This window comes from Bacillus sp. YH3-2-B2 (assembly GCF_053663335.1).
Genome location: NZ_JBSJQE010000001.1, coordinates 872,590 through 899,432 on the forward strand (window position 1 = coordinate 872,590; position 26,843 = coordinate 899,432).

General features: G+C 50.1%; 2 protein-coding genes. Both read left to right on the forward strand.

What is annotated here, in order from left to right; genetic code table 11:
• Nucleotides 1-4 precede the first annotated feature (4 nt).
• The gene (locus ACWJJX_RS04220) at nucleotides 5-10,546 is read left to right on the forward strand and encodes an SDR family NAD(P)-dependent oxidoreductase (RefSeq protein ID WP_454022752.1); all 10,542 of its coding nucleotides are present in this window, start codon (nucleotides 5-7) and stop codon (nucleotides 10,544-10,546) included.
• Nucleotides 10,536-26,837 (forward strand): amino acid adenylation domain-containing protein, encoded by a 16,302-nt coding sequence (locus ACWJJX_RS04225; protein WP_454022753.1) that lies wholly within the window; start codon nucleotides 10,536-10,538, stop codon nucleotides 26,835-26,837. Before ACWJJX_RS04220 ends, ACWJJX_RS04225 begins: the two co-directional genes overlap by 11 nt.
• The last annotated feature ends 6 nt before the right edge of the window (nucleotides 26,838-26,843 follow it).

Here is a 26,843-nt window from a genome sequence, read left to right on the forward strand (position 1 = left end):
AGGAATGATATCGGAAAAAATCAATATCTCACTGGATCATCCCATCATGAAGGGCCATATGGTCTTTGGTGAAGCGGTATTGCCCGGTCTTGCTTATATCGATTTGATTTATCAGGTTTTTCAGGAACACGGTTATGTATACAATGAGCTTGAATTGAAGCACGTTACGATTTATCAGCCTTTAACCGTCAGTGAAACGGCTGCAATCATTCTGACCATTCAATGTTCTGATAGCGGAGATGGAAAGTGGCTCATCTCCCTTTCAGGGCAGAAACAGCAAGGTGACGAGCTGTCAGACAATATACAATATGCGACGGCTGAAATGGTGAAAAGAGACGCTGTCACATTTGACGAAACCATTGATTTCGGCGATGTGAAGCAGTCAGGCAGATCTCTGAATCTTGATGACATGTATAACCGCTGCCTGGATCATGACTTGGTTCATTCCGGCATGATGAAATCGAACGGACGATTGTACGAAACAGAAGGCGGCATGCTGGCTGAGCTTTCTTGCGAAGAAGGAAAAGATTTCTTTTTATTCCATCCGGCCCTTTTGGATGCGAGCGGAATCGGGGGGAGCGGTTTGCTTTCAGAAACAAACCGGCTTCACCTGCCTTTATATTATGAATCGTTCACGGCCGCTGACAGGCTTCAATCAGAGTGCACGGCGCGTATCGCCGCTTCCGGCGTCCGTCAGGAAAAAGAACTCACAACGATGACGATCGAGTACTTCAGCCGATCCGGACAAAAGGTGGCGGAGCTTAAAAACATTACGGGAAAAGCGGTTCGGCTCGAAGAAGACGCGAATACAGCCGAACAGAATCAACAGGCTGCAGCTGAGCCGGAAAGCGCAGATGAAAAAGACATCATTCTGTTTTTAAAGAAGCTTTTGGCTGATAAGCTTGGGCAGCCTTGGGAGACGCTGGACGTTCTTGCAGGCTACTACGAGCTTGGACTGGATTCATCTTCTTTGCTTGAGATTGTACAGGATATCAGTAAAAAGACGGGTGCGGACCTCGCGCCCACTCTTCTCTTTGAATATACAAATATAAAAGAACTCGCAGCCTTTCTGAAAAAGACTGGTTCATTTGAATATGCGGAGGAACGTGCAGCCGAATCATCACGGTCTGAAGCTGAAGCACCGGACGCGCCAGAACATCATAAAAACACCGGAGACATCGCGATTATCGGAATGGCCGGCCGCTATCCGAAAGCGAAAAGTGTGGCGGAGTTTTGGGAAAACCTTAAGGCAGGCACCGATTGCATCACTGAAGTTCCGAAGTCCCGATGGGATTGGAAAACATATCAAAACGTAACGTCCCCGTCTGGAAAAACAGTATCAAAATGGGGCGGTTTCATTGACGATGCCGACTGTTTCGATCCGCAGTTTTTCAGAATCTCACCGCGTGAGGCGGAAACGATGGATCCGCAGGAGCGCCTGTTTTTAGAAACATGCTGGGAAACGATTGAAGATGCGGGGTATACGCCTGAAACGCTGGGGAGTAAAGGGGAGAAACAGCATCCGATCGGCGTATTTGCAGGGGTGATGCATAAAGATTATTCCTTAATCGGCGCAGAACAATTATCTGAAGCTGATCCTTTTCCGGTTTCACTGAATTATGCGCAGATCGCCAACAGAGTGTCCTATTATTGTGACTTCCACGGGCCGAGCATCGCGGTGGATACCGTTTGTTCCTCATCATTGACTGCCGTCCATCTGGCCATTGAAAGCATCCGCCGCGGCGAATGTGAAGCCGCGCTTGCGGGAGGGGTGAACTTGTCGCTGCACCCGGCGAAATATCTCAGCTACGGAAGCGTGGGCATGCACTCAAGTGACGGCCGCTGCCGCACATTCGGCGAGGGCGGGGACGGCTACGTTTCCGGAGAAGGAGTCGGTGCGGTCTTGCTCAAGCCGCTGGAAAAAGCCGAACAAGACGGCGACCGCATTTACGCGGTCATTAAAGGAAGCGCCGTTAACCACGTCGGGAAAGTAAGCGGAATTACCGTCCCGAGTCCTGCTGCACAGGCAGAAGTCATTAAGGCCTGTCTGAAAAAAGCAGGTATCAGCCCGCAGACCGTCAGTTATGTGGAAGCCCATGGCACGGGTACTTCGTTAGGAGACCCGATTGAAATTGAAGGTCTGTCAAAAGCGTTCAGCCAAGGGACGCAGGATCAGCAATTTTGTTCCATCGGTTCGGTCAAATCAAATATCGGTCACGCAGAATCAGCGGCGGGAATCAGCGGGTTAACAAAAGCGGCGCTGCAGCTTCATCACAAAACGCTTGTCAAATCACTGCATTCTGCGGAATTAAATCCTTACCTGAAATTTGAGGGATCTCCTTTTTACGTACAGCAGCAGACTGCTTCGTGGAAGCAGCCGGCAGCCGAAGAAAACGGAAAAGTCACACATTATCCGCGCCGGGCCGGACTCAGTTCCTTCGGTGCATCAGGTTCGAACGCCCATATCATTTTAGAAGAATACATTCAGCCTGAACAAAAAGCGCCTGCACCTGAGAACGATGCAGCAAAACTCATCCCGCTGTCAGCAAGAAATAAAGACAGGCTTCTGGCCTATGCGGAAAAATTAGCCCGATCGCTTTCAGAAAAGACGGTGCTGTCTGAACTGGCTTATACACTTCAGACAGGACGTGAAGCAATGGAGGAGAGAGCTGTCTTCCTTGTAAATGACACCCGCGACTTGAAAGAAAAGCTGAATGATTTCGTAAAAGGAAACGAAAACATCCCCGGTCTTTGGCGCGGACAAGCCGAGCTGCCGGAACTGAGCGAAACCGCTCCTGAGACGGATGATCCGATACGGCTTGCCGAGTTATGGGCAGAAGGGAAAATAATAGATTGGAATAGGCTGTACGCTTCGGGTAAACCGCGTAAAACAAGCGTTCCGACGTATCCGTTTGCAAAAGAACGCTATTGGATTCCGCAGCAGAAAAAACAGGAGAAAAGCGTGTCAGGCACAGTGCTGCATCCGCTTTTACAAGAAAATACGTCAGATTTTTCGCATCAGCGCTTCACGTCTCTTTTTACTGGAGATGAATTTTTCCTATCTGACCATGTCGTCAACGGACAAAAAATACTGCCGGGTGTCGCCTATTTGGAAATGGCCAGAGAGGCGGTCAAAAAGGCTGCTGCCGTGACGGAAAAAGGCCATAGCGTCACACTCAGGCAGGTTGTTTGGGTCCGGCCGGTCATGATTGAAGACAAACCGAAGGAAATACATATTGCCCTTTACCCAGAAGATAATGGTGAGATTACCTATGAAATATACAGTGAGGCAGAGAACGGCGAAGATCCGGTTATTCACAGCCAAGGTGAAGCGGTCATTACCGAACCGGGAAGCGCCCAGATTGATATCGAGTCTGTCAAAGCTTCCTGCAATTCAGGGACCGTGACTGCGGAAGAATGTTACGGTGCTTTTGAGAAGATCGGTCTGGATTACGGAGAGGCATACAGAGGCGTACAGCAATTGCTGATCGGAGAAGACCGATTATTGGCCCGTATTTCACTCCCGGCTGCCGTACATGACAATAAAGAACAGTATACGCTTCACCCGAGTATGATGGACGCCGCTTTTCACGCCTCAGTCGGTCTGCTTGTCCGCTCAATACATGACGATGCAGACAGCCACGAGCTTTCTCTGCCGTTTGCGATGCAGGAAGTGGAAGTGTTCGGGCCGTGTCCTGAACATATCTGGTCATATATCCGGTACACAGAAGGCAGCAAAGCAGATGACAACGTAAGAAAATTTGACATTGATATGTGCGATGATGCCGGTACGGTTTATGTCCGGATGAAAGGCGCGTCCGTCCGGGCGCTTGACACAGGCCAAACAGCAGGCGGTGAAACCCCGGAGGCGCCTGTCGGCCATACGATGCTGATTCCGGCTTGGGAGCCCGTTGCACTTAAAAAAACGAAGAAAGCAAAAACGGCGGAAAAGCAGACTGCGGTTTTCGGTGAAACTGACAGAATGCATATGCGCATAAAAGAACATCTGCCGAACGCTTCCTATTATCCGATCAGAGGTACGGATGATATCACATCTCTTACGCACATGCTTGAAGGACAAAAAGAACTGGAGCAAATCATTTGGCTTGCTCCGCAGGCTGAGAGTGCTGACAGCCTCAAGGAACAGGAAAGAAACGTTCTTCATGTGTTCAAGCTGATGAAAGCATTACTTGCCTTGGGGTACGGAGAAAAACATTTGGACTGGTGCATCGTCACAGCAAATGCCCAGCCGTTTTCCGATCAAGACAGCGCCGACCCGTCACAAGCCGCAGTCAGCGGACTTGCCGGAACAATGGCGAAAGAATATCCGCATTGGAATATCCGCATGATTGACACGGAAACGGACGGCAGCTGGCCGATCGAAGAGGCGCTCAGTCTTTCTGCCGGAAAAAACGGTCAAATTTGGGCGTACCGCAATCAGCAGCTGTTTGAGCGGCAGCTGATACCGCTTGACAATATGCCGAAAAACGGCACGCTGTACCAAACAGGCGGAGTTTATGCCGTGATCGGAGGCGCCGGATATCTTGGCGAGGCATGGAGTGAATACATGATCCGCCGCTACAAAGCACGCATCATTTGGATCGGAAGAAGCACACTGAATGATTCCATACAGGCGAAACTCGACCGGCTCAGCGCATTCGGCCCGGCGCCTGAATATGTTTCCGCCGATGCCGCTGACAGTGCTTCCTTAGAGCGGGCTTATCAGTTTATAAAAGAGCGTCACACAAAAATGAACGGAATCATCCACTCGGCAATGGATCTGTCTGAGCAAAGCTTAAATAATATGAAGACAGAAGAGTTCAAATCGGTGCTGCGGGCAAAAGCCGATGTCAGTGTGTCCATGGCGGAGGTATTTGGACGGGAGCCGCTTGACTTTGCGCTCTTCTTCTCCTCGCTTGTGGCATTTATCCATAACGTGAAACAAAGCCACTATGCCGCAGGATGCGCTTTCAGTGACGCATTTGCGAAAGAACTTGATCAGACGTGGAATTGTCCGGTCAAAGTCATGAATTGGGGCTATTGGGGCAACAGCGAAGCGGCTGAAGACGGCGATTTTATTCAGCTGATGGATCAGATCGGATTGGGATTGATCGAACCGGACGCTGCGATGGAGGCGCTTGAAACCCTTATGACGCTGCCGGTTGATCAAGCGGCTTTCATTCATACGACAAAACCGGTCGCGGTCGAAGGGATGAGTGAAACAGAAAAAATTTCCGTTTATCCGTCTCAGCCGCTTGTCTCTTCACAACAGCTGAAGGCTGCTCCGCCCGGCGCACGTCTTGTAAGAGAAGCTGAACATCAGAAGCTCGATGATTTTCTGTATCAGCTTTTGATCGCCCAGCTTAAAGAAGCAGACTTGCTGACGCCGCAAAGCCTTAAAACGTATGAGCCCGAACACGAATACTTTAAAAAATGGCTCAATCAAACGATCGCTTTCCTTCTGGAACATGGCTATCTGGAAGGGAATGCGGATTCATATAAATTGTCGGCGCGAGCCGAAGACACAACCGCCTCGCTATGGCAAAAATGGGAGCAGGAAAAAGAGGAATGGCTCAATAACGCCGATACAAAAGCGATGACTGTTTTAGCCGAGACGATGCTTAAAGCACTGCCGGACATTCTGCGCGAAGACGTGCCGGCGACTGACATCATGTTCCCGCACTCTTCAATGGAACTTGTAGAAGGAATTTATAAGCACAATCAAGTCGCGGATTACTTTAACAGCGCTCTGTCAGATACATTAACGGCTTATGTGAAAGAAAACATCAGCAAACATTCAAAAGCCGAGATCCGCATACTGGAAATCGGAGCGGGCACAGGCGGCACAAGCGCAGGCATATTTGAAAAGCTTAGGCCGTATCAAAACTATATAAAAGAATACTGTTACACCGATGTATCGAAAGCTTTTCTCGTGCATGCGGAGACGGAATACGGCAAACGGAATCCTTATCTGACGTATAAGCTTTTTAACGCAGAAGCGCCGCTTGCCGGCCAGGACATAGAGCCGGGCGCATACGACATTGTCGTTGCGGCCAATGTGCTCCACGCGACGAAAGACATCCGCCAGACGCTGAGAAACGCCAAAGCCGTTTTAAAAGACAACGGTTTGCTGCTCTTAAATGAAATGGCGGGAAACAGCCTGTTCCCGCATATTACTTTCGGACTGCTTGAAGGCTGGTGGCTGCATGAAGATTCCGCCCTTCGTATTCCGGGGTGCCCGGGCTTGTATCCTGAAAGCTGGAAGCGCGTGTTAGAAAGTGAAGGCTGGCATTCTGTCTTCTTCCCAGCAGAAGCGGCACATGAATTAAGCCATCAGATTATAGCGGCAAAAAGCAACGGCGTTGTTCGCCAAAAAACGCTTACATCAGGGGCCGGAAAACGGACCGCTCCGCCAAAAGCAGCATATACGCCGGAACTTCAGGCGCAAACAACGGTGCAAAAAGGCGACACGTCTTTAACAGAAAAAAGCACCGAGTACTTGAAAACGTTAATCGGAGAAACATTAAAAATTCCGCCGGCTCAAATTGATCCGAAAGCGCCGCTTGAAAAATACGGAATTGATTCTATCGTCGTCGTACAGCTGACAAACGCGTTACGAAATGTATTGGACCAAGTCAGCAGCACTTTATTTTTTGAATATCAGACGATCGAGGCGCTCGTCGCTCACTTAATCAAAACGAAAAAAGACGCGATGATCAAACTGACAGGACAAACGCCTGTTCAGGAAGAACGGAAGGCAACACCAGAACCGCAGGCTGTACAGCCGGCTAAGCCGCTTCCCACTGACTGGCGGCGGAGGGAAAAGCGGGCAGCCAAAGAGACCGTCCGGCAAAGTTCGGTTCGCGACGTGGCCATCATCGGTGTTTCAGGACGCTACCCGCAGGCAAAAACAGCGGCTGAGCTTTGGGATAATATTAAAAAAGGAAAAAACTGCATAGAAGAAATTCCCCGGGAACGCTGGAACTGGCAGGATTACTACGATGAAGAGAAAGGTAAAGAAGGCTCTATTTATACGAAATGGGGCGGCTTCATTGAGGATATGGACAAGTTTGATCCGCTGTTCTTTCAGATTTCTCCTTTGGAAGCGGAGCGAATGGACCCGCAGGAGCGATTATTTTTAGAAACGGCATATGCGAGTATCGAGGATGCCGGCTATACGCCTGACAACCTGTGCCAAAGCAGAAAAATCGGTGTTTTTGCCGGCGCGATGAACAAAAACTACCCGACAGGCTACGGCTACTGGTCCATTGCCAACAGGGTATCTTACCTTTTTGATTTTCAAGGGCCGAGCATTGCCGTTGATACAGCCTGCTCCTCTTCTTTGACGGCCATTCATCTGGCGCTTGAGAGCATATACAGCGGTTCAAGCGAATGCGCGATTGCAGGGGGCGTAAACATAGTGACCGACCCGATCCATTATATGAATCTGTCAGTCATGAACATGCTTTCCGCAAGCGACACGTGCAAATCGTTCGGAGACCGCGCGGACGGCTTTGTCGACGGAGAAGGGGTGGGCGCTGTCGTATTAAAGCCGTTGGAGCAAGCGATCGCCGATAACGATCACATTTACGGTGTGATTAAAGGAAGCACCATTAACAGCGGAGGCAAAACGAACGGATACACCGTTCCGAATCCAAATGCGCAGGCCGCCTTAATAAAAGAAGCTTTCCAAAGGGCAAACGTCCCGGCGCGCACCGTCAGTTATATTGAAGCCCACGGTACGGGGACCGCATTAGGAGATCCGATTGAAATCGCCGGATTAACGAAAGCATTTGAAGAGGATACAACAGACAAACAGTTTTGCGCCATCGGCTCCGCAAAATCAAATATCGGTCATTGCGAAAGCGCCGCGGGCATTGCGGGTCTGACAAAAATATTATTCCAGCTCAAAGACCGCCAAATTGCGCCGTCCCTGCACGCGGAACAGCTGAATCCAAATATTGATTTCGCGTATACGCCGTTTGCCGTTCAGCAGGAGCTCGGTGAGTGGAAACGTCCCGTCATCGGCGGCAAAGAGCTTCCGAGAAGGGCGGGGTTAAGCAGCTTCGGCGCGGGAGGAGCAAACGCCCACCTCATCATAGAAGAATATACGGCAGACAAAGTGCCTGATGAGACGCCGGCAGATCAGCCCGCCATCATCGTCCTGTCCGCGAAAAACAGCGAACGGCTCACTGAAAAAGCAAAACAGCTCAGAGACGCTATCCGTGAAAAAAGATACAACGGCAGCGACCTTATGAGCATAGCCTTTACTCTCCAGACTGGCCGGGTGCCGATGGAAGAGCGTCTCGGTTTTATCGTCCATTCACTACATGAACTTGAGGAAAAACTGAACGGATTTATTGCCGAACAAAACAGCGCCGGACTGCACCGTGACGGCACGGAAGAAAACAAACGGATGCTTGCCGTATTTTCGGCGGATGATGATATGGAAACAATCATAGACGCTTGGATCAGCAAAAGAAAATATTCTAAGCTGCTTGAGCTTTGGGTAAAAGGATTGGACATCAATTGGGCGAAATTATACGGAGACCGTCCTCCGGCCCGCATCAGCCTGCCTGCTTATCCGTTTGCGAAAGAACGCTTCTGGCATCAGCAGCCTGTACAAAGCAAGGCTGCGCCCGTTAAGGCGCCGGCTGATGAAACTGATCCGGCAGAACAGTTTGAAGTGATGGCTTTTAGAGAAGTTCTTAAAGAACAGGCTCTGCCGGCTGCCGGAGAAAAACAAGTCGAAACGGTGATTTCTTTCTTAACTGATCAGAAGAAGCAGCAGGAAGCCGTCTCTGTGATCAAATCGTATGACAGTGACATTGACGTTATTTTTATCGCTCAGGGAGACCGGTATGAGGCCTTGTCCGCCGGCCGCTGCCAAGTGGTGCGGGAAGATCCGCAATCATATGTGAACGCTTTTGCGGATATTCAAAAAGAGTACGGTGAAGCTTCCGCCATTTTGTATTTATGGGCGCTTGAAGATAAAAGCTGCATCGAAGATTATTCATGTATTGTCCATATTCTCAAAGCAATGGCTGAGACCGGTCTGCAGCCGGAAAGGCTGTTATTGGCGGGGGAATATGCATCCGGTCTGGAAAGGTGCTACTTGGAATCATGGATCGGCTTTGAGCGTTCGCTCGGCATTGTTCTTCCGAAAACAAGTGTTACCGGCCACTTCCGAAAAGCCGGCGCGGCCATAACGGACTGGATGAGAACCATTTGGGACGAGCTGAAAGCTGAAACAGACCATACCGTTTTCTTGGAAGAGGGAAAACGATATGTCTATCACACCGAACCAACCGGACTAACGAAAGAAAACGGCAGGATCAGAACCGGCGGAACATATCTCATTACAGGCGGATTAGGAGGGCTCGGCTACTTATTTGCCCGCCATCTCGCCCGGAACTACCAGGCAAATGTCATTCTCACGGGGCGGTCGCCGATCAATGAAGAAAAGAAAGAAAAAATGAAAGACCTGGAAAATCTCGGCGCGGGTGTTCTTTACGCCGAAGCCGATGTTTGTGATCCGATCGGAATGGGCGACTGCATCAAGCGCGCGAAAGAACGATTCGGAGCTATTCACGGCGTCATTCATGCGGCGGGCATCGAAAGCAGAACATCCGTCTTTGAAAATGAAATCGGGAATTTCCGCAGTACGCTTGAACCGAAAATAAACGGGAGCCTGCTTCTTGACGAGTGGCTGAAAAACGAAACGCCTGATTTCATCTGCTACTTTTCATCCACATCTGCTGTTTTAGGAGATTTCGGCTGCTGTGATTACGCGGTCGCGAACAGGTTCCAAATGGCGTATGCCCGCTATAAAAACGAACAATCCGAAAGCGGAAACGCTTTTGTCATAAACTGGCCGGTCTGGAAAAACGGCGGAATGGCCGTCGGCGGTGAAGAGACGACGGGCATGTACCTGCAATCAAGCGGACAGCGCCTGTTAGAAACAGATGAAGGCATTGAGCTGTTTGAGCGCATCATTTCTCAAGACAACACCCAGTGCCTTGTCATTGCCGGCAAAAGAAGCCGCGCCGAACGATTTTTAGGCATACGGCGGGACGATTCATCAAAACCGGATGCGCTTTTGGAAACCGTGAGCCGCCGCATCCCGGAAGAAAGCACGGAAAAACGGCTCGAAGCGGATTTGAAAGAGCTGATACACAGTCTGCTGAAAATATCTAAAGATAAACTCGTCCTGCATAAAAACTGGGCGGAATTCGGATTTGATTCCATCTATTTAGCCAAATTTGCCGCTCTTTTGTCGAGTCATTACGGCATTGAAGTCACTCCGGCGTTATTTTACAGCTATGCCACGCTCGGAGACGTCATCAGCTATTACCTGACAGAACACAAAGAAACGATCGAAACGTTTTACCGAACGGAAGAAACTGAAACAAAAGCCGCCGCTCCGGATAACAAGGAGTACACGGATCAGGAGATCATCGCCATGATGAAACAGGTCTCTGAGGGGACATTAGATTTTAAAAGAGTGCAAGACATCATAGAAGGGAGTAAGACCTATGAATCATAAAGAACTTCTCGATGCCTACAGATCAGGAACGCTCACCATCGCTGAAGTAGAACAAAAGCTTCAGGCTTTCAAGCGGACAACTGCAAAACGTCCGCTTTCTGAAGGCCAGAAAGGTTTGTGGATGCTTCAGAAAATGTTTCCGGAGATGAGCGCATATAACATTCCGTTATGCTTTCGTTTTCAAAAGCTGGATATCGAGACATTCAAAAACGCCCTTTTGTCCGTGCAGCGCCAGCACCCTATTTTGACCAGTGTGATAAAAGAGGAAAACGGCCTTCCGTATCAGATAGAAGATACGGATCGGCATTTTCCGATTGAAGAAATGGATCTTTCTGAATTAAGCGGGCGTGACGTTCTTTCGTTTATTAAAGAAAAAGCAAAAGAACCGTTCGCGCTTGAAACCGGGCCGCTCCTGCGTGTTCATATATTCCGGCGGGCGAAGCGGGAGCCGATTGTGTTAATCACCATTCACCATATCATTTTTGACGGCGTCTCTCTTATGACGTTTATGTCGGCGCTGCTGGACGCTTATGTAAAAGCAAGTGAAGGCAAAGAACCTGTCATGGTTCAGCAGGCCGCAGATTATCATGATTTTGTGAAATGGGAAAAAGAGCTGCTGGAAAGCGAAGCGGGAAAAACGCATCTCTCTTATTGGAAAAAGCAGCTGGAAGGACCGCTGCCGGTGCTTGAGCTTCCGTCGGATTATCCGAGATCATCGGTTCAAACTTGCAAAGGGCAGGCGTATCAGCGCTTGCTTCCTGATGAACTGAACCGGCAGATTAAAGTGTGCGCCCAAAAACATAATGTCAATGAATCCGTTGTGTATCTCGCTATTTTCAAAGGGCTGCTCTATCAATATACGAATCAGGAAGATGTCATCGTCGGCATGCCGACGATGGGGCGCTCTGAGGCTCAATTTGAGTCTGTCATCGGATACTTTATTAATATGATCGCGGTCAGAAGCAGGGAGACGGGCGCCAAATCCTTTACGGCGTTTTTGAAGGAGCTGCAGCTGACACTGGCAGAAGGGCTGGACCATGCCGCGTATCCGTTTCCCGCGCTTGTCAAAGAATTGAAGACGGAACGCTCGCCTGCGGTTTCGCCTGTTTTTCAAACCGCGTTTTTCTATCAAAACTTCTTCCGGACAGAAGGAGCGGAAAAGCTGGCGGAACTATATCAATCACTCGGCATCGAAATGATAGAAGACATTCATCAGGAAGGCGAATTTGAGCTTGCGCTTGAAGTCTATAAAAAAGAAACGGGAACCGTCCTGCAATTTCTGTACAACCCGGATGTCTACAGCCCTTCTTTCATCGAACGGATGGCGGAGCATTATATGAAACTGGCAGAAAAGGTGCTTTCTGATCCGGAGATCGCTTTTGAAGCCTGTTCCGGCCTGCTCAATCAAAAACGTGAAGCAAGCCGTTCATCCCATCAGCCGAATGAGCGCTGCATTCATGAAGTGTTTGCGGAAAAAGCCGGACGCCACCCTGACAGAGAAGCCGTCACATTCGGTGAAAACAGTCTTACATATCGTGAATTAGATGAACGAAGCACGGCGCTCGCTGTGTACCTGCAAGAAAAGGGCGTCACACCGGAATGCCCGGTCGGCATTTGTACGGAGCGTTCTTTTGAGATGGTCATCGGCATCCTCGCCATTTTAAAAGCGGGAGGCGCGTATGTGCCGCTGGACCCGGCTTTTCCAAACGAACGGATGGTGCACGTGTTGACTGACAGCGGCGTTTCAATCGTATTAACTCAAGCAAAGACGCGCGGCATGATTGAACAGTTGGCCGTCGGCGGTGTGAGCACGGTGGAAATTGAAAAGAGCGGACGTTCTGTCAGCGGGGCAAAACTGACGCCGCGTTCAAAACCGCATCATCTCGCTTATATTCTATATACGTCCGGAAGCACGGGAAAACCGAAAGGCGTCATGGTTGAGCACAGGGCCATCATGAATACGCTGCAGTTTTTGGAAGCTGAGTATCCGGTCGCACAAGAGGATGCCTATTTGTTAAAAACGAATTACGTATTTGACGTTTCGATTTCTGAATTATTCGGCTGGTTTATCGGAAACGGACGGCTTGTCATTTTGCCGCCTGGTGCAGAAAAAAACCCGCAGCTTTGCATGGAATACATCCAAACCCACCAGGTCACGCATCTGAATTTTGCTCCCGCCGTGTTTAATGTATTTCTGGAAACGGTAAAGCGGCATACGGCATTTACAGAAGACGGCCCTGTGAAATATGTGATGGTGGCCGGTGAGGCATTTCCGAAAGATTTAGTCAAAAAGGCCGTTTCCATCTTCAAACATGCCAGAATTGAAAACATATACGGCCCGACGGAAACATCTATTTATGCCGCTTACTACAGCTGCGGCCAAAAGGAAATCACAAGCAGGAATACGCCGATCGGGAAACCGATTCACAATACGCGGCTTTATATCGTCGATGAAAAGCTCAGCCCCGTCCCTGACGGTGTGGCCGGGGAGCTTTGCGTGGCCGGCGCCGGTCTGGCCAGAGGCTATTACAATCAGCCTGAGCTGACGGCGGCATCATTTATTGATAATCCGTTTAGTGAAGGAGAAAAACTTTACAAGACAGGTGATTTAGCCAGATGGCTGCCTGACGGAAATATAGAATATGCCGGCCGGATTGACAGTCAGGTGAAAATTCGCGGCTTCCGCATCGAATTGGGAGCGATTGAAACGAAATTGAACGAACATCCGGACATTCTTGATCAGGCGGTTGTTGTTCAGGAAAAGAACGGACATAAAAAGCTGATTGCTTATTATACGGCCCGCTCCGGTCATACGGCAGATGAAAAAGCGCTCCGCAACCATCTTTTATCGAGTCTGCCGGATTATATGGCGCCTGCTCATTTTATCCGTCTGGATGCGCTGCCGTTAACACCGAGCGGAAAAGTGAACCGCAAAGACCTAAAACAGCGCAAGGTAATTGTTCACCGGTCTGAAAAGACGGGCAGACTGCCGTTATCAGAAGCGGAAGCGAAAGTGACCGCAATATGGGAAGACCTGCTGAATACGGCGGGCATCAAAATCGAAGACGGCTTTTTCGATGTGGGAGGCGACTCGCTTTTGGCTGTTGCGGCGGCAGAACGCATTAAACAGGAGCTCGAATGCGATTTTACCGTTACGGATTTATTCGAACACTCTACCATTCAGGCGATCAGCCGATTTATTGTTGAAACAAAACAGGCGGCTGAACCAGAGGCGCCCGGCCAAGATGAGAGTGAAAGAGAACAAACACCGCAAAACGGGGTGCCGTCTTACTTTGATGACAGTGTGGCGATTGTGGGGATTTCCTGCCAGTTCCCCGGCGCGAAAAATCATCATGAGTTTTGGAAGCAGTTAAGAGAAGGAAAGGAAAGCGTCCGGTTCTACTCGGAAGAAGAACTTCGGGAAGCCGGCGTGCCTGAAGATTTGATCGAAAATCCCGACTATGTGCCGGCATTATCGACGATAGAAGGAAAAGATCTCTTTGACCCTGAGTTCTTTCACATTTCTCCGAAAGACGCAGAATTTATGGATCCTCAGCTTCGGCTTCTGCTGCTTCATTCTTGGAAAGCCGTCGAGGACGCGGGATATGTATCCAAAGAGATTCCGAAGACAAGCGTATATATGTCGGCAAGCAATAATTCGTATCGGTCGCTTTTGCCGGAAAAAACGACAGAAGGCCATGAATCTCCCGATGGCTATGTGTCATGGGTGTTAGCGCAGAGCGGTACGATTCCGACGATGGTTTCCCATAAGCTCGGATTAAAAGGGCCAAGCTATTTCGTTCATTCCAATTGCTCATCATCATTAGTCGGTCTTTATTCAGCCTATAAAAGTATAACGAGCGGAGAATCGGAATACGCGCTCGTCGGCGGAGCAACTCTGCATGCAGCGACCGGTATCGGCTATGTGCACCAAAACGGATTGAATTTTTCAAGCGACGGGCATGTCAAGGCATTTGACGCTTCAGCCGACGGTATGGCGGGCGGAGAAGGAGCGGCCGTCATTCTGCTGAAAAAGGCGTCGCAAGCCGTTCAGGACGGAGATCACATATACGCCATGCTCAGAGGCATCGGTCTGAACAATGACGGAGCGGATAAAGTCGGATTTTACGCACCAAGTGTAAAAGGTCAGGCTGACGTCATCCAGCATGTTTTAGACAGCACGAATATTCACCCGGAGACGATTTCCTATATCGAAGCGCACGGCACTGGAACGACATTGGGTGATCCGATTGAAATGTCCGCGCTGCAGCAAGTGTATAAACGTTACACGGACCGGGAGCAGTATTGCGGGATCGGCTCCGTAAAAACGAATATCGGACATTTGGATACAGCAGCAGGTCTGGCCGGGTGCATCAAAGTCGCCATGAGTTTATATCATCGGGAGCTGGCACCTACCATTAATTACACGTCACCGAATCCGAATATCAAATTCAGCGGTTCGCCGTTTTATGTGGCGGATAAGAGAAAACCGCTTCCGGAGAGAGAGACGCCGCACCGGGCAGCGTTAAGCTCATTCGGACTCGGAGGAACAAACGCACACGCCATTTTTGAACAGTATGAAAACAAAACGATCAGCGGATTAAATGACGGACAGCCGCCTTATATCGTTCCGCTGTCAGCGAGAAATAAGCAGCGTCTTACTGCCTATGCATCTTGTTTATCCGGCTTTCTGGATGAAGCCGAAAACGATGTTTCCTTGCATGATCTGGCATTTACGTATCAGACCGGACGTGAAGCGATGGAAGAGAGAGCCGTTTTTATCAGTCATGATCATCACGATTTGAAGCGTCAGCTGCAGGATTTTATCAACGGCAATGACCAAAACATCTTACGGGGCGAAAAAGTGAGAAGCAGAGAAGTGTCGGCTCAGGAGATGGAAGAGCTTGCGGCATGTCAGACACGTGATGAAAAGCTGAAAGCATTTGCGGCGCTCTGGATTGAAGGAGCGCGTGTTGATTGGGGCTTATTGTATCAGGATTCCGCGCCGCGAAGAATCAGTGCGCCGACCTACCCGTTCGCAGAGGAGCGCTTCTGGCCGGAAGAAACTGTGAAGCAAACAGATGCGAAGTTTTTGCATCCGCTGGTACATCAGAATACATCCGTCTTGCAGGAGCAGCGGTTCAGTTCGGAATTCACGGGAAAAGAGTATTTTATTGCCGAGCATATCATTAAAGGAATGGCGATCGTGCCGGCTGCCGTCACCCTTGAGATGGCACGGGCCGCGGCGGAGAAAAGCATCGGCGGGGCAACAGAGGATTCTCTCGGCCTGCGCTTAAAGAATATCGTATGGGTACGCCCGGTGATAGCCGATCAGGACGCTGTCCGTGTCCATATCGGACTTTATGAAGAAGAGGACGGACAGATTCAATACAGAATGTACGGCGGTAACGATTCTATCGGTGAAGAAGCTCCCCTTTATAATCAGGGCATCGCTGAAATCATCCGGAAGGAACCGGAGGAAGCGGCGGATATTGAGCAGCTGAAGCGCCGGTGCACGCAGGGAACAATCGAATCTCAAGCGTTTTACAAAGGAATGATCGGAGCTGATTACGGGCCGGGCTACAAAGGTGTACAGCTTGTATACAAAGGCGAAGACCGTCTGCTTGCTAAATTGAAGCTTCCTGAATCCGTCTCCCATACGAAAGCTGATTATATCCTTCATCCGAGTATGATGGACGGTGCGCTTCAGGCCGCCGAATATTTGCAAAACGTGACGAGAGCGCTGCTGGCAGAAAGCGGGGAACCATTCAAAGCCGCATTGCCGTTTGCTTTAGAGGAGCTGGACGTTCTGAATCCGTGCGCTGATGATATGTGGGTGCACGTCACATTCAATGCGAACAATAAAGCCGGCGATCCTATCCAAAAAGCAGATATTGATTTATATGACAATAACGGCGGGCTTTGTGTGCGGATGAGAGGTTTCTCAACGCGGATCATGGAAGAAAACGCGGGTGCCGGCGTTCCCGTCAGCCGTACCGAGACATTGCTCGCTGAACCGGTCTGGAAAGAGCAGCCGGAACCGGCCGATCATGCGCCTTCGTATGAACAGCATATCATTTTCCTTTGTGAGTACGATGAAGCCGTTAAACAAGCTGTCGAAGCAAAGCTTGAACATGCAAGCGTCATTATCTTGGACGATCGTCCCGCATCTATTGCAGAGCGGTATCATTCTTATGCGGGTCAGCTGTTTGACCATATCAAAACCATAATGAAAAGCAAGCCGAAGGGTCGGGTTCTTTTTCAGGCTGTTACGCGGTCAGCAGGCTTACAGCAGGTGTTCTCAGGCATTACCGGCCTCTTCAAAACCGCATGCCTTGAACATTCCAAGCTGATCTGTCAAATGATCGAAGCCGAGGAGAAAGAAAGTGCTGAAGGCATCGCGGAAAAAGCGGCGGAAAACCGTATGCATGCCGAAAGCGTCCATGTGAAATATGAAAACGGCAAGCGCTTTGCCGCTGATTGGGAAGAGGTGGATATTTCTCAAGCGGAGCCGGATATTCCGTGGAAAGACGAAGGCGTTTATCTCATTACAGGAGGTGCCGGAGGTTTAGGTCTGATTTTTGCAAAAGAGATCGCAAACCGTACAAAAGACGCTGTCATCATACTAACCGGCCGGTCCGCTCTCAGAGAAAAGCAGAAAGACATGCTGGAAACAGTACGTGCTGCCGGCGCTTCTGTTTTCTACGAGCAGACCGATGTCACGGACGAAGCAGAAGTATACCGATTGATCCGCAATATCCGCAAACGGCACGGCAAGCTGGACGGGATTGTTCACAGTGCCGGCATTATAAAAGACAACTACATGGTGAAGAAGACGGCAGAGGAATTCCAACACGTTCTCGCTCCGAAAGTGAAGGGCCTTGTGTATCTTGATGAAGCGTCACAACATGAGAAATTAGATGTCTTTATTGTCTTCTCATCCTTATCAGGTGTGCTTGGAAGCGTCGGCCAGGCTGATTATGCGTCTGCAAATGTCTTTACGGAGATGTATGCCGAGTACCGCCGTTCTTTACAAGCCGCAGGACAAAGATACGGAAAGACGCTTTCTGTCAGCTGGCCGTTATGGAAAGAAGGCGGAATGCAGGCAGGAAAGCAGACGGAAGATATGCTGATGCAGGAGGCGGGAATCGCACCGCTCGGCACAGATGCCGGCATCAAGGCTTTATATCAAGGCTTAATGAGCGGGACAGCCCGGATGACGGTTCTTGAAGGAGATGTGAAAAACATGAAAGCAAAACTGTTCCGCAAAGAGAATGATCATCCGGAAGCAGAGACCGGCGTACGTCATGACATTGATGCTGACAGCCTGCTTGAAAAAGTGAAGCATCTGTTAAAACAGCAGACGGCCTCGCTGTTAAAAGTAAACATTGACAAAATTGATCCTCACGAAGAAATGACAAAATACGGGCTGGATTCTATCTCGATGACTGAGTTTACGAACCAGTTAAACAAAACGTACCGGCTTACGTTAACGCCGACGATTTTCTTTGATCATCCGACAATCCATGAATTTGCCGTTCATTTAATCAGTGAATACGAAGAGGAATTTGCCGGACGGTTTGCGGTAAATACAAAAACGGTTCAATCGGCAAGACCGGTAAAAGAGACTCAAATCACGCGCCCGGCCGTTAAGCGGCGCCGCACTCTGCCTGAGACACTTCCGCAGACAGTACAGCGGGACCAAGGGCCGGAACCGATCGCAATCGTAGGCATCAGCGGGATTTTCCCGATGGCAGAAGACATTGAAGCTTTCTGGCAGAACCTGAAAGAAGGCAAAGACTGCATGACCGAGATTCCGAAAGACCGCTGGGACTGGCGGGACTATTACGGGGATCCCGCAAAAGAAGCCAATAAAACAAACGTCAACCAAGGCGGGTTTATTGACGGAATTGCCGAATTTGATCCGTTGTTTTTCGGGATTTCACCCCGGGAAGCGGAGCAAATGGACCCTCAGCAGCGCCTCTTGCTGACGTATGCGTGGAAAGCGATTGAAGATGCCGGATATGCGTCAAAGAGTCTCTCAGGCACAAAGACAGGTGTGTTTATCGGGACCGGAAACACCGGCTACGGTTCTCTTTTAGCCAATGCCGATGCGGCGATTGAAGGGTCATCCGCGGCGAATACAAGTCCGTCTGTCGGACCGAACCGTGTCAGCTATACGCTCAATCTGCACGGGCCGAGCGAGCCGATTGATACCGCCTGCTCAAGCTCACTCGTTGCCATACACCATGCCGTTTCTTCAATTGAAGAAGGGACGTGCGACATGGCTTTGGCGGGAGGAATCAATACGATTGTTCTTCCGGATGTGTATATCAGTTTTGACAAAGCGGGCGCGCTGAGTAAAGAAGGAAGATGCAAAACGTTCTCCGATCAGGCTGACGGTTTTGCCCATGGTGAAGGAGCCGGGCTCTTTTTCCTCAAAAAGCTGAAAGCCGCTGAGGAGGATGGGGACCATATTTACGGCGTCATTAAAGGAAGCGCGGTGAATCACGGCGGCCGTGCGGCATCTTTAACAACGCCTAACCCGAAACAACAGGCGGAAGTTATTAAAGCCGCATATAAAAAAGCGGGCATTGATCCGAAAACAGTCTCTTATATCGAAGCGCACGGCACCGGAACAGAACTGGGAGATCCCGTTGAAATTAACGGCCTGAAACAAGCGTTCAGCTCGTTTGCAGACGGAAAAGAGAAAGCGGCCGGCTATTGCGGCTTAGGGTCGGTCAAAACGAATATCGGCCATTTATCCCTTGCCGCGGGAGCAGCGGGCATTATTAAAATTTTGCTGCAGATGAAGCATCGCACATTAGTCAAAAGTCTCCACTGTGAGACGGTAAATCCGTACATTCAGCTTGAAGACAGCCCGTTTTATCTGGTGCGGGAGACGATGGAATGGAAGACACAGACAGACGAACGCGGAAACGAACAGCCGCGCCGCGCGGGCATCAGCTCATTCGGCATCGGAGGCGTAAATGCCCACGTCGTCATCGAAGAATACATCCCAGAAGACAGAGAGGAAGCGGATGATTCTCATATCGACCCATGTCTTTTCGTTCTGTCCGCCAAAAATGAAAAACGCCTGAAAGAGCGGGCAAAACAGCTGAAACGTGCGCTTACTGAAAAACGGTACGATCAATCCAGCCTCGTTTCTATGGCATATACCCTCCAAATCGGAAGGGACGCCATGGAAGAACGCCTGGCGGTTATTGCCGGATCCGCAGAAGAACTGCAGGAAAAACTGTCACAGTTTATCACTGGAGATAAGCATGCGGATTTGTACAGAGGAAGAATAGACAAAGGCACGCTGCAAATGCTGACGGAAGATGAAGAAATTCAAGAAGCCGTTGAAAAATGGATGGCACGCGGCAAATACGCGAAGCTGCTTGAATTATGGGTCAAAGGGTTGAACGTCGATTGGGCGAAGCTGTATGGAGACCGGCCGCCTAAACGCATGAGCCTGCCGTCGTATCCTTTTGCAAAAGACCGCTATTGGGCGGCGAAACACACCGGAAAACACGAAAAAACAAGCACTGTGTCTGCCGGAAAACAAGACGCGCTTCATCCGCTTCTGCACAGAAATACTTCAAACCTTGCAGAACAGCGGTTCAGCTCAATCTATACAGGAGAAGAATTTTACCTTGCGGATCATGTTGTAAAAGGCGTGCCGATTTTACCGGGTGTGGCACATCTTGAAATGGCGCGCGCAGCAATGGAACAGGCATCTGAAGTACCGGCCGGACAAGGAAGCATCAAGCTTAAGAATACGGTTTGGGTGCGGCCGATCGCCATTGAAGACGAGCCGGTCCATGTCAACATCCGTCTCATTCCTGAAACGGCAAATGACGTTCAATTCGACATTTACAGCGGCCGGGAAACAGATCAGCCGTCCGTTTACAGCCAAGGGGCAGTATCAGTCCGCCCTGACGCAAAGGCTCCGGTCATTGATCTGCAAAAACTGAGATCACAATCCGCCGAGACACCGTTTTCTGCAGATGAAGTGTACGATATGTACCGCAAAATCGGTTTTGATTACGGCCCGACTTTCCGAGGTGTCAAAGCGATTTATACAGGTGATGATTTCGTATTGGGCAGACTGTCTCTTGATGCGGCTTGTGCGGACACGGTGCAGGAGTATGTCATGCATCCGGGCTTATTGGACTCTGCATTGCAGGCATCAAGCATATTAACCGGAACAAATGATGAAAAACTGATGCTTCCGTTTGCGGTTCAGGAGCTTGAAGTATTCAGCGCATGCGCTGCCGAGATGTGGGTTTACGCCAGACTTTCTGAAGACCACAAAGCCGGCCAGATTGAAAAGCGCGATCTTGATATTTGTGATGAAAACGGCAAGGTTTGCGTAAGTCTGAAAGGTTTGTCATTCAGAACGGCTGAAAAAGAACCTGAGAAAAAAGAAAAAGCTCCGGAAACGCTCATGCTTGAGCCGGTATGGACACGAAGCGATGAAACTGCCGTTCAAACGGAACCGGTTTTTGCCCGGCATATCGTAATGCTTTGTGACACAGACGCCGGATTAAAACAAGCCGTTGAAGCCGCGGGAGCTGAATGTATTGAAATGACCTCCCCGCACGGGAAAGCGGCGGCGCGCTTCCGTGATTATACAGGACGGATATTAGAGACGCTGCAAAAACTGCTGAAGGAAGAGACGGAAGGAGACGTCCTTATCCAGACGGTTCTCGCTAAAACAGATAAGCATCAGCTGCTCTCAGGGATTTCAGCTCTGCTAAAAACAGCCGGCCTGGAACATAAAAAACTGAAAACCCAGCTGATTGAAATAGAACCGGCGGAAAACGGCAGAATCACAGACATCATCAGAGAAAATAAAACAAGGGCTGATGACAGCCATATCAAATATGAAAACGGCATCCGATACAGCGCAGATGTCAAAGAAACGGCCGTGTCCGGCGGCAAAATACGCATTCCGTGGAACGACGGAGGCATTTATCTCATTACCGGAGGAGCCGGGGGCCTCGGCTTTATTTTCGCGAAAGAAATTGCCAGGAAAGTCAAAGAGCCGACACTGGTTTTGACAGGCCGTTCCGCATTAAGCGAGAATCAGCGGAAGCAGCTGCAATCGCTTCAATCACTCGGAGCAAAAGCGGAATACAAACAGGCTGACGTAACAAACGCTCAAACTGCGGCAGACCTGGTCAAAACAATTGAAACGGAATATGGCGGCCTTCACGGCATCATTCATAGCGCGGGTGTGATGAGAGATCAATATATCGCAAAGAAAACAACCGAAGAGTTTTACAGTGTATTGGCTCCTAAAACGGACGGATTTGTCAACCTTGATGAAGCAACCGAGCATTTAGCGCTGGACTTTTTCATCGTTTTCTCATCCATTTCCGGTGTCACCGGGAATGCGGGACAGGCGGATTATGCGGCGGCAAACGCATTTATGGACAGCTATGCGGCATACCGCAACGCGCTGGTTACGGCAATGTACCGCCACGGTCACACATTGTCAATCAATTGGCCGCTTTGGAAAGACGGCGGAATGCAAGTCAACGAAGAAATGGCGAAGCTCACCGAAAAAAGAACCGGCGTAACACCGATGCGCACTGAAACCGGAATAGAAGCTCTTTACAAAGCATGGAGCACGGGGAAAACAAGCGTGCTCGTTATGGAAGGAAACCGCGCCGTAATGCGGGAAAAATTGCTTCAAAAGACTCCCGCAGCCGCTTTTGCACCGGTTAAGAAAACGGAGGAAACGCCTGCGCCGAAAGACCTGACGGCCAAACTTCAGGAATTGCTGGCAAAAGAAGTTTCCGGGCTTCTGAAAATAAACATTGAAGAAATCGATATCGAATTGGAGTTCAATCAATACGGATTTGATTCCATTACGCTGACGGAATTCGCCAACAAGCTGAATGACACTTATCAGCTTGATCTCACACCGACCATATTTTTTGAATATGCGACGATTCAAGCCTTGGCGCATCATTTAGCAGAAGACTATCAAACACAATTTGCCGCAAGCACACAGCCGAAAGAAGAAAAACAAAGCGGTGTAACAGATGATGGCGGCATCAGACTGGCAGGGAACAAACGATTTGCAAAAACTTTCGTACAGCCTGTTCAGACTGCGGCTGAACATAAACCGGAACCGATCGCCATTGTCGGCATGAGCGGAGTGTTTCCGAAGGCCGCAAATATTGATGAGTATTGGCGCAATTTAGAAGAGGGAAAAGATTGTATAACAGAGGTGCCGGCGGATCGCTGGGACTGGCGGGAGTATTACGGTGACCCGCTTAACGAAGCCAACAAAACAAATGTAAAGTGGGGCGGATTTATTGACGGAGTTGCGGAATTTGATCCGCTGTTCTTCGGAATTTCACCGCTGGAAGCCGAACAGATGGATCCCCAGCAGCGCTTGTTAATGATGTATGCGTGGAAGGCGATAGAAGATGCGGGATATTCCGCTAAAAGCCTTTCCGGCACGAAAACCGGCCTGTATATCGGCACGGGGAATACCGGATACGGCTCACTGTTTTCCGACCTGGATATCGGCGGTGCGTCAGCCGCAAATATGAGTCCGTCAGCAGGGCCGAACCGCGTCAGCTATATGCTCAATCTGCACGGGCCGAGTGAACCGATCGACACGGCTTGTTCCAGCTCGCTGGTCGCGATTCATCACGCCGTATGCGCCATTGAAAACGGGAACTGCGAGATGGCGATCGCCGGCGGCGTGAATACCGTTGTCACACCGCAAGGCCACATCGCTTATGACAAAGCGGGTGCGCTGAGCAAAGAAGGGAAATGCAAAACGTTCTCCGACAGGGCGGACGGATTTGCCGTCAGTGAAGGTGCCGGAATTCTGTTTTTGAAAAAGCTGTCAGAAGCGGAAAAAGCGGGCGATCATATTTACGGCGTCATCAAAGGCAGCGCGGTCAACCACGGCGGACGCGCGAACTCCTTGACGACACCGAACCCGAAAGCCCAGGCGGAAGTCGTCAGAACGGCTTATGACAAAGCAGGCATTGATCCGAGAACCGTCACTTATATAGAAGCGCACGGAACCGGAACGGAGCTTGGCGATCCGGTTGAAATCAACGGCCTGAAATCCGCCTTTCAAAAGCTGTACGAAAAAACAGGCGATCCCGCCGTTTACGCGAGTCACTGCGGTTTGGGATCGGCAAAAACCAATATCGGCCACCTGTCACTGGCAGCCGGTGTCGCGGGTGTGATCAAAGTGCTGATGCAGATGAAGCATAAAACACTTGCAAAAAGCCTCCACAGCGAGGTCATCAACCCGTATATCAAGCTGAAAGACAGTCCGTTTTACATCGTACAGGAAAAAAGAGAATGGACGGCATTGAAAGACGAAAACGGCAATCATCTGCCGCGCCGTGCGGGAATCAGTTCTTTCGGCATCGGCGGCGTAAACGCCCATGTCGTCATTGAAGAATATATCCCGAAGGAAGAAAGAAAAACAGCTGTTTTCACACACCCTCAAATCTTTGTGCTGTCGGCCAAAGAAGAAGAACGTCTGCAGGAACAAGCGCAGCAGCTGGCGCAAGCTTCTTTTACGGATGCTGATCTTGCCGATGTTGCTTACACGCTTCAGCAGGGACGTGATGCGATGGAAGAAAGAGCGGCCATCATCGCTTCCACGGCCGAAGAACTGCGGGACAAGCTAAAAAGCTGTGCGAAAGGACGTTATGATATAGCGGGCATTTATAAAGGAAAAGCGGGTAAAATCCCGCTGAAATCCATTCTGGCAGGCGCAAACGGCGAAGCGGATATCGAAGAGCTGGTAAGCCGCCGGGAGAATGACAAGCTTGCGGAATTATGGGTGCAGGGCGCGGATATCAAATGGGACGGCTTATATTCTGATATCAAGCCCCAACGGATGAGTCTTCCTGCTTACCCGTTTGCGAAAGAGCGGTACTGGATCACGGACAACCGGCCGAAAGCAGAAAAACCGCAAGCTGTGCCGACGGCGCGGGTGCTGCACCCGCTGCTTCACGAAAATGTATCGGATTTAACAGAGCAGCGGTACCGATCCGAATTTACGGGACAAGAGACGATTTTCACCGATCATCTTATTAAAGGCAAGCCGGTCATGCCGGGCGTTGCCTACTTGGAAATGGCCAGGGCGGCGGTTGCTCAGGCAGTCAAAGGGCAAAAGGAACGTCCTTCTGTCACCCGCCTGAAAAACATCGTTTGGGTTCGGCCGATCGAAGCGGGAAACCGCCCGATTGAAGCGCAAATCAGCCTGAACCCGAGGGAAAACGGTGAAATCGTGTATGACATTTACACCGATTCACAAACAGAAGCAAGCGGCAGGCAGATACACTGTCAGGGGGCTGCCGGCATTCTCAGCGCCGGTGAGGCTCCGCACCGTGATATAGGCGCACTGAAAGCTCAATGCGGCCGCAGCATGCTGACTTCTGAGCAGTGTTACGGTTTATTCAGCAAAATCGGCATTGACTACGGTCCCGGACAACAAGGAATTCAGCACATTCATATCGGAAGCAATCAAGCATTAGCTGAGCTCCGTCTGCCTTCCTTCCTCGAAGAAACGGCAGATCAATACGTTCTTCACCCGTGTATGCTTGATTCAGCTCTGCAAGCGACAATCGGACTGAAGCTGCATGCAGATGATAACCAGCTGTCACTGCCGTTCGCCCTTGAGGAACTGGACATTTTCAGCCCGTGCACGACAAGTATGTGGGCGTATGTCAGCTCCCGGGGAACGGATGAAAAAATACAGCGGCTGGACATTGACTTATGCGATGAGACAGGCCGGGTCTGTATCAGGATTAAAGGGATTTCTTCCAGAATGATGGAAGGCCCGGCGCCGGAAACATCATTAAATGGAGCAAACCTTCTGGCTCCGGTATGGGATCTTGCGGAATTCCGTGACCAAAGCCCGGCATATAAGACGGAAGAGGTTGTCTTTATCGCAGGGGATGAGGAAAGCGCGGCTTTTCAATTGCATCATCCTTCTGCGAAACGGCTTCATATCAACCCGGAGGATGAAATAGAGGCTGTTGCGGCTGAACTGAAAGCAAGAGGGTCTTTCGGGCATATCGTATGGATCGCTCCTTTTCACAGCGATGATGACATGGTGAAAGCTCAAGATGCGGGCGTCATCCAGATGTACAGAGTGATTAAGGCGATGCTTGCTTTAGGATACGGAGGCAAGCGAATCAGCTTGACTGCAGTCACAATAAAAACACAGTCCGTACAGCCGGCGGACATCATTGATCCGGCTCATGCAGGCATTCACGGTTTGATCGGTTCGCTCGCAAAAGAGTATCCGAACTGGCAAACACGGCTGATTGATGCCGGATGTCCGGAAGATGTTTCAAAGGCGGAGCTGTTCTCAGCGCCGTTTGATGAGCAAGGCAACACTTGGGCGTACCGGAACAATCACTGGTACAAACAGCGCCTTATTCCTGTACAGCAGCCGGTGTCAAGCCGGCCCGCTTACCAAAAAGGCGGCGTTTATGTCGTCATCGGCGGCGCGGGGGGCATCGGCGAGGCATGGAGCGAATATGCCGTGAAAACGTATCAGGCGCGAGTCGTTTGGATCGGCAGACGAAAACATAACAGCGCCATCCAGGAAAAAATCGACAGACTCAGCCAATTCGGGCCGGCGCCGATTTATATTGAAGCTGACGCGGCAAATCCGGATGAGCTCACACGGGCGTATGAAACGATTAAACGCACGCACCCGCAAATTAACGGAATCATCCATTCCGCAATTGTTTTAGAGGATCAGAGCCTGGCAAATATGCCGGAAAGCCGTTTGAAAAGCGTGCTCGCTGCAAAAGTCAATGTCAGCGTGAATATGGCCCGCGTGTTCCAAAATGAGCCGCTGGACTTTGCTTTGTTCTTCTCATCTGTTCAATCATTTGCACGAGCGGCCGGACAAAGCAATTATGCTGCCGGGTGCAGTTTCAAAGATGCCTTTGCCGCTCATTTGGCTCAAGTCCGGCCGTATTCGGCGGCAGTGATGAATTGGAGCTACTGGGGCAGTGTCGGAATCGTATCATCTGCCGATTATCAAGAACGGATGAAACAGGCGGGAGTCGGATCAATTGAAGCGCCCGAAGCAATGGCGGCGCTTGAACGATTGCTCGGCGGCCCATTGAATCAGTTCGTCATGATGAAACAGGCGGAAGAGCCGGAGGAAAAACCGGAAGAAATGATAGAAGTATACCCTGAACATCACGGCTCGGCGATGCAAAAACTGCGAAGCTATCAGCCTAAAGTAACAAGACATGTACAACAATTGAGTTAAGGAGGG

Coding starts and splice junctions, on each gene's coding strand:
- ACWJJX_RS04220 (WP_454022752.1), top strand. CDS start 5: ATGATATCGGAAAAAATCAATATCTCACTGGATCATCCCATCATGAAG.
- ACWJJX_RS04225 (WP_454022753.1), top strand. CDS start 10,536: ATGAATCATAAAGAACTTCTCGATGCCTACAGATCAGGAACGCTCACC.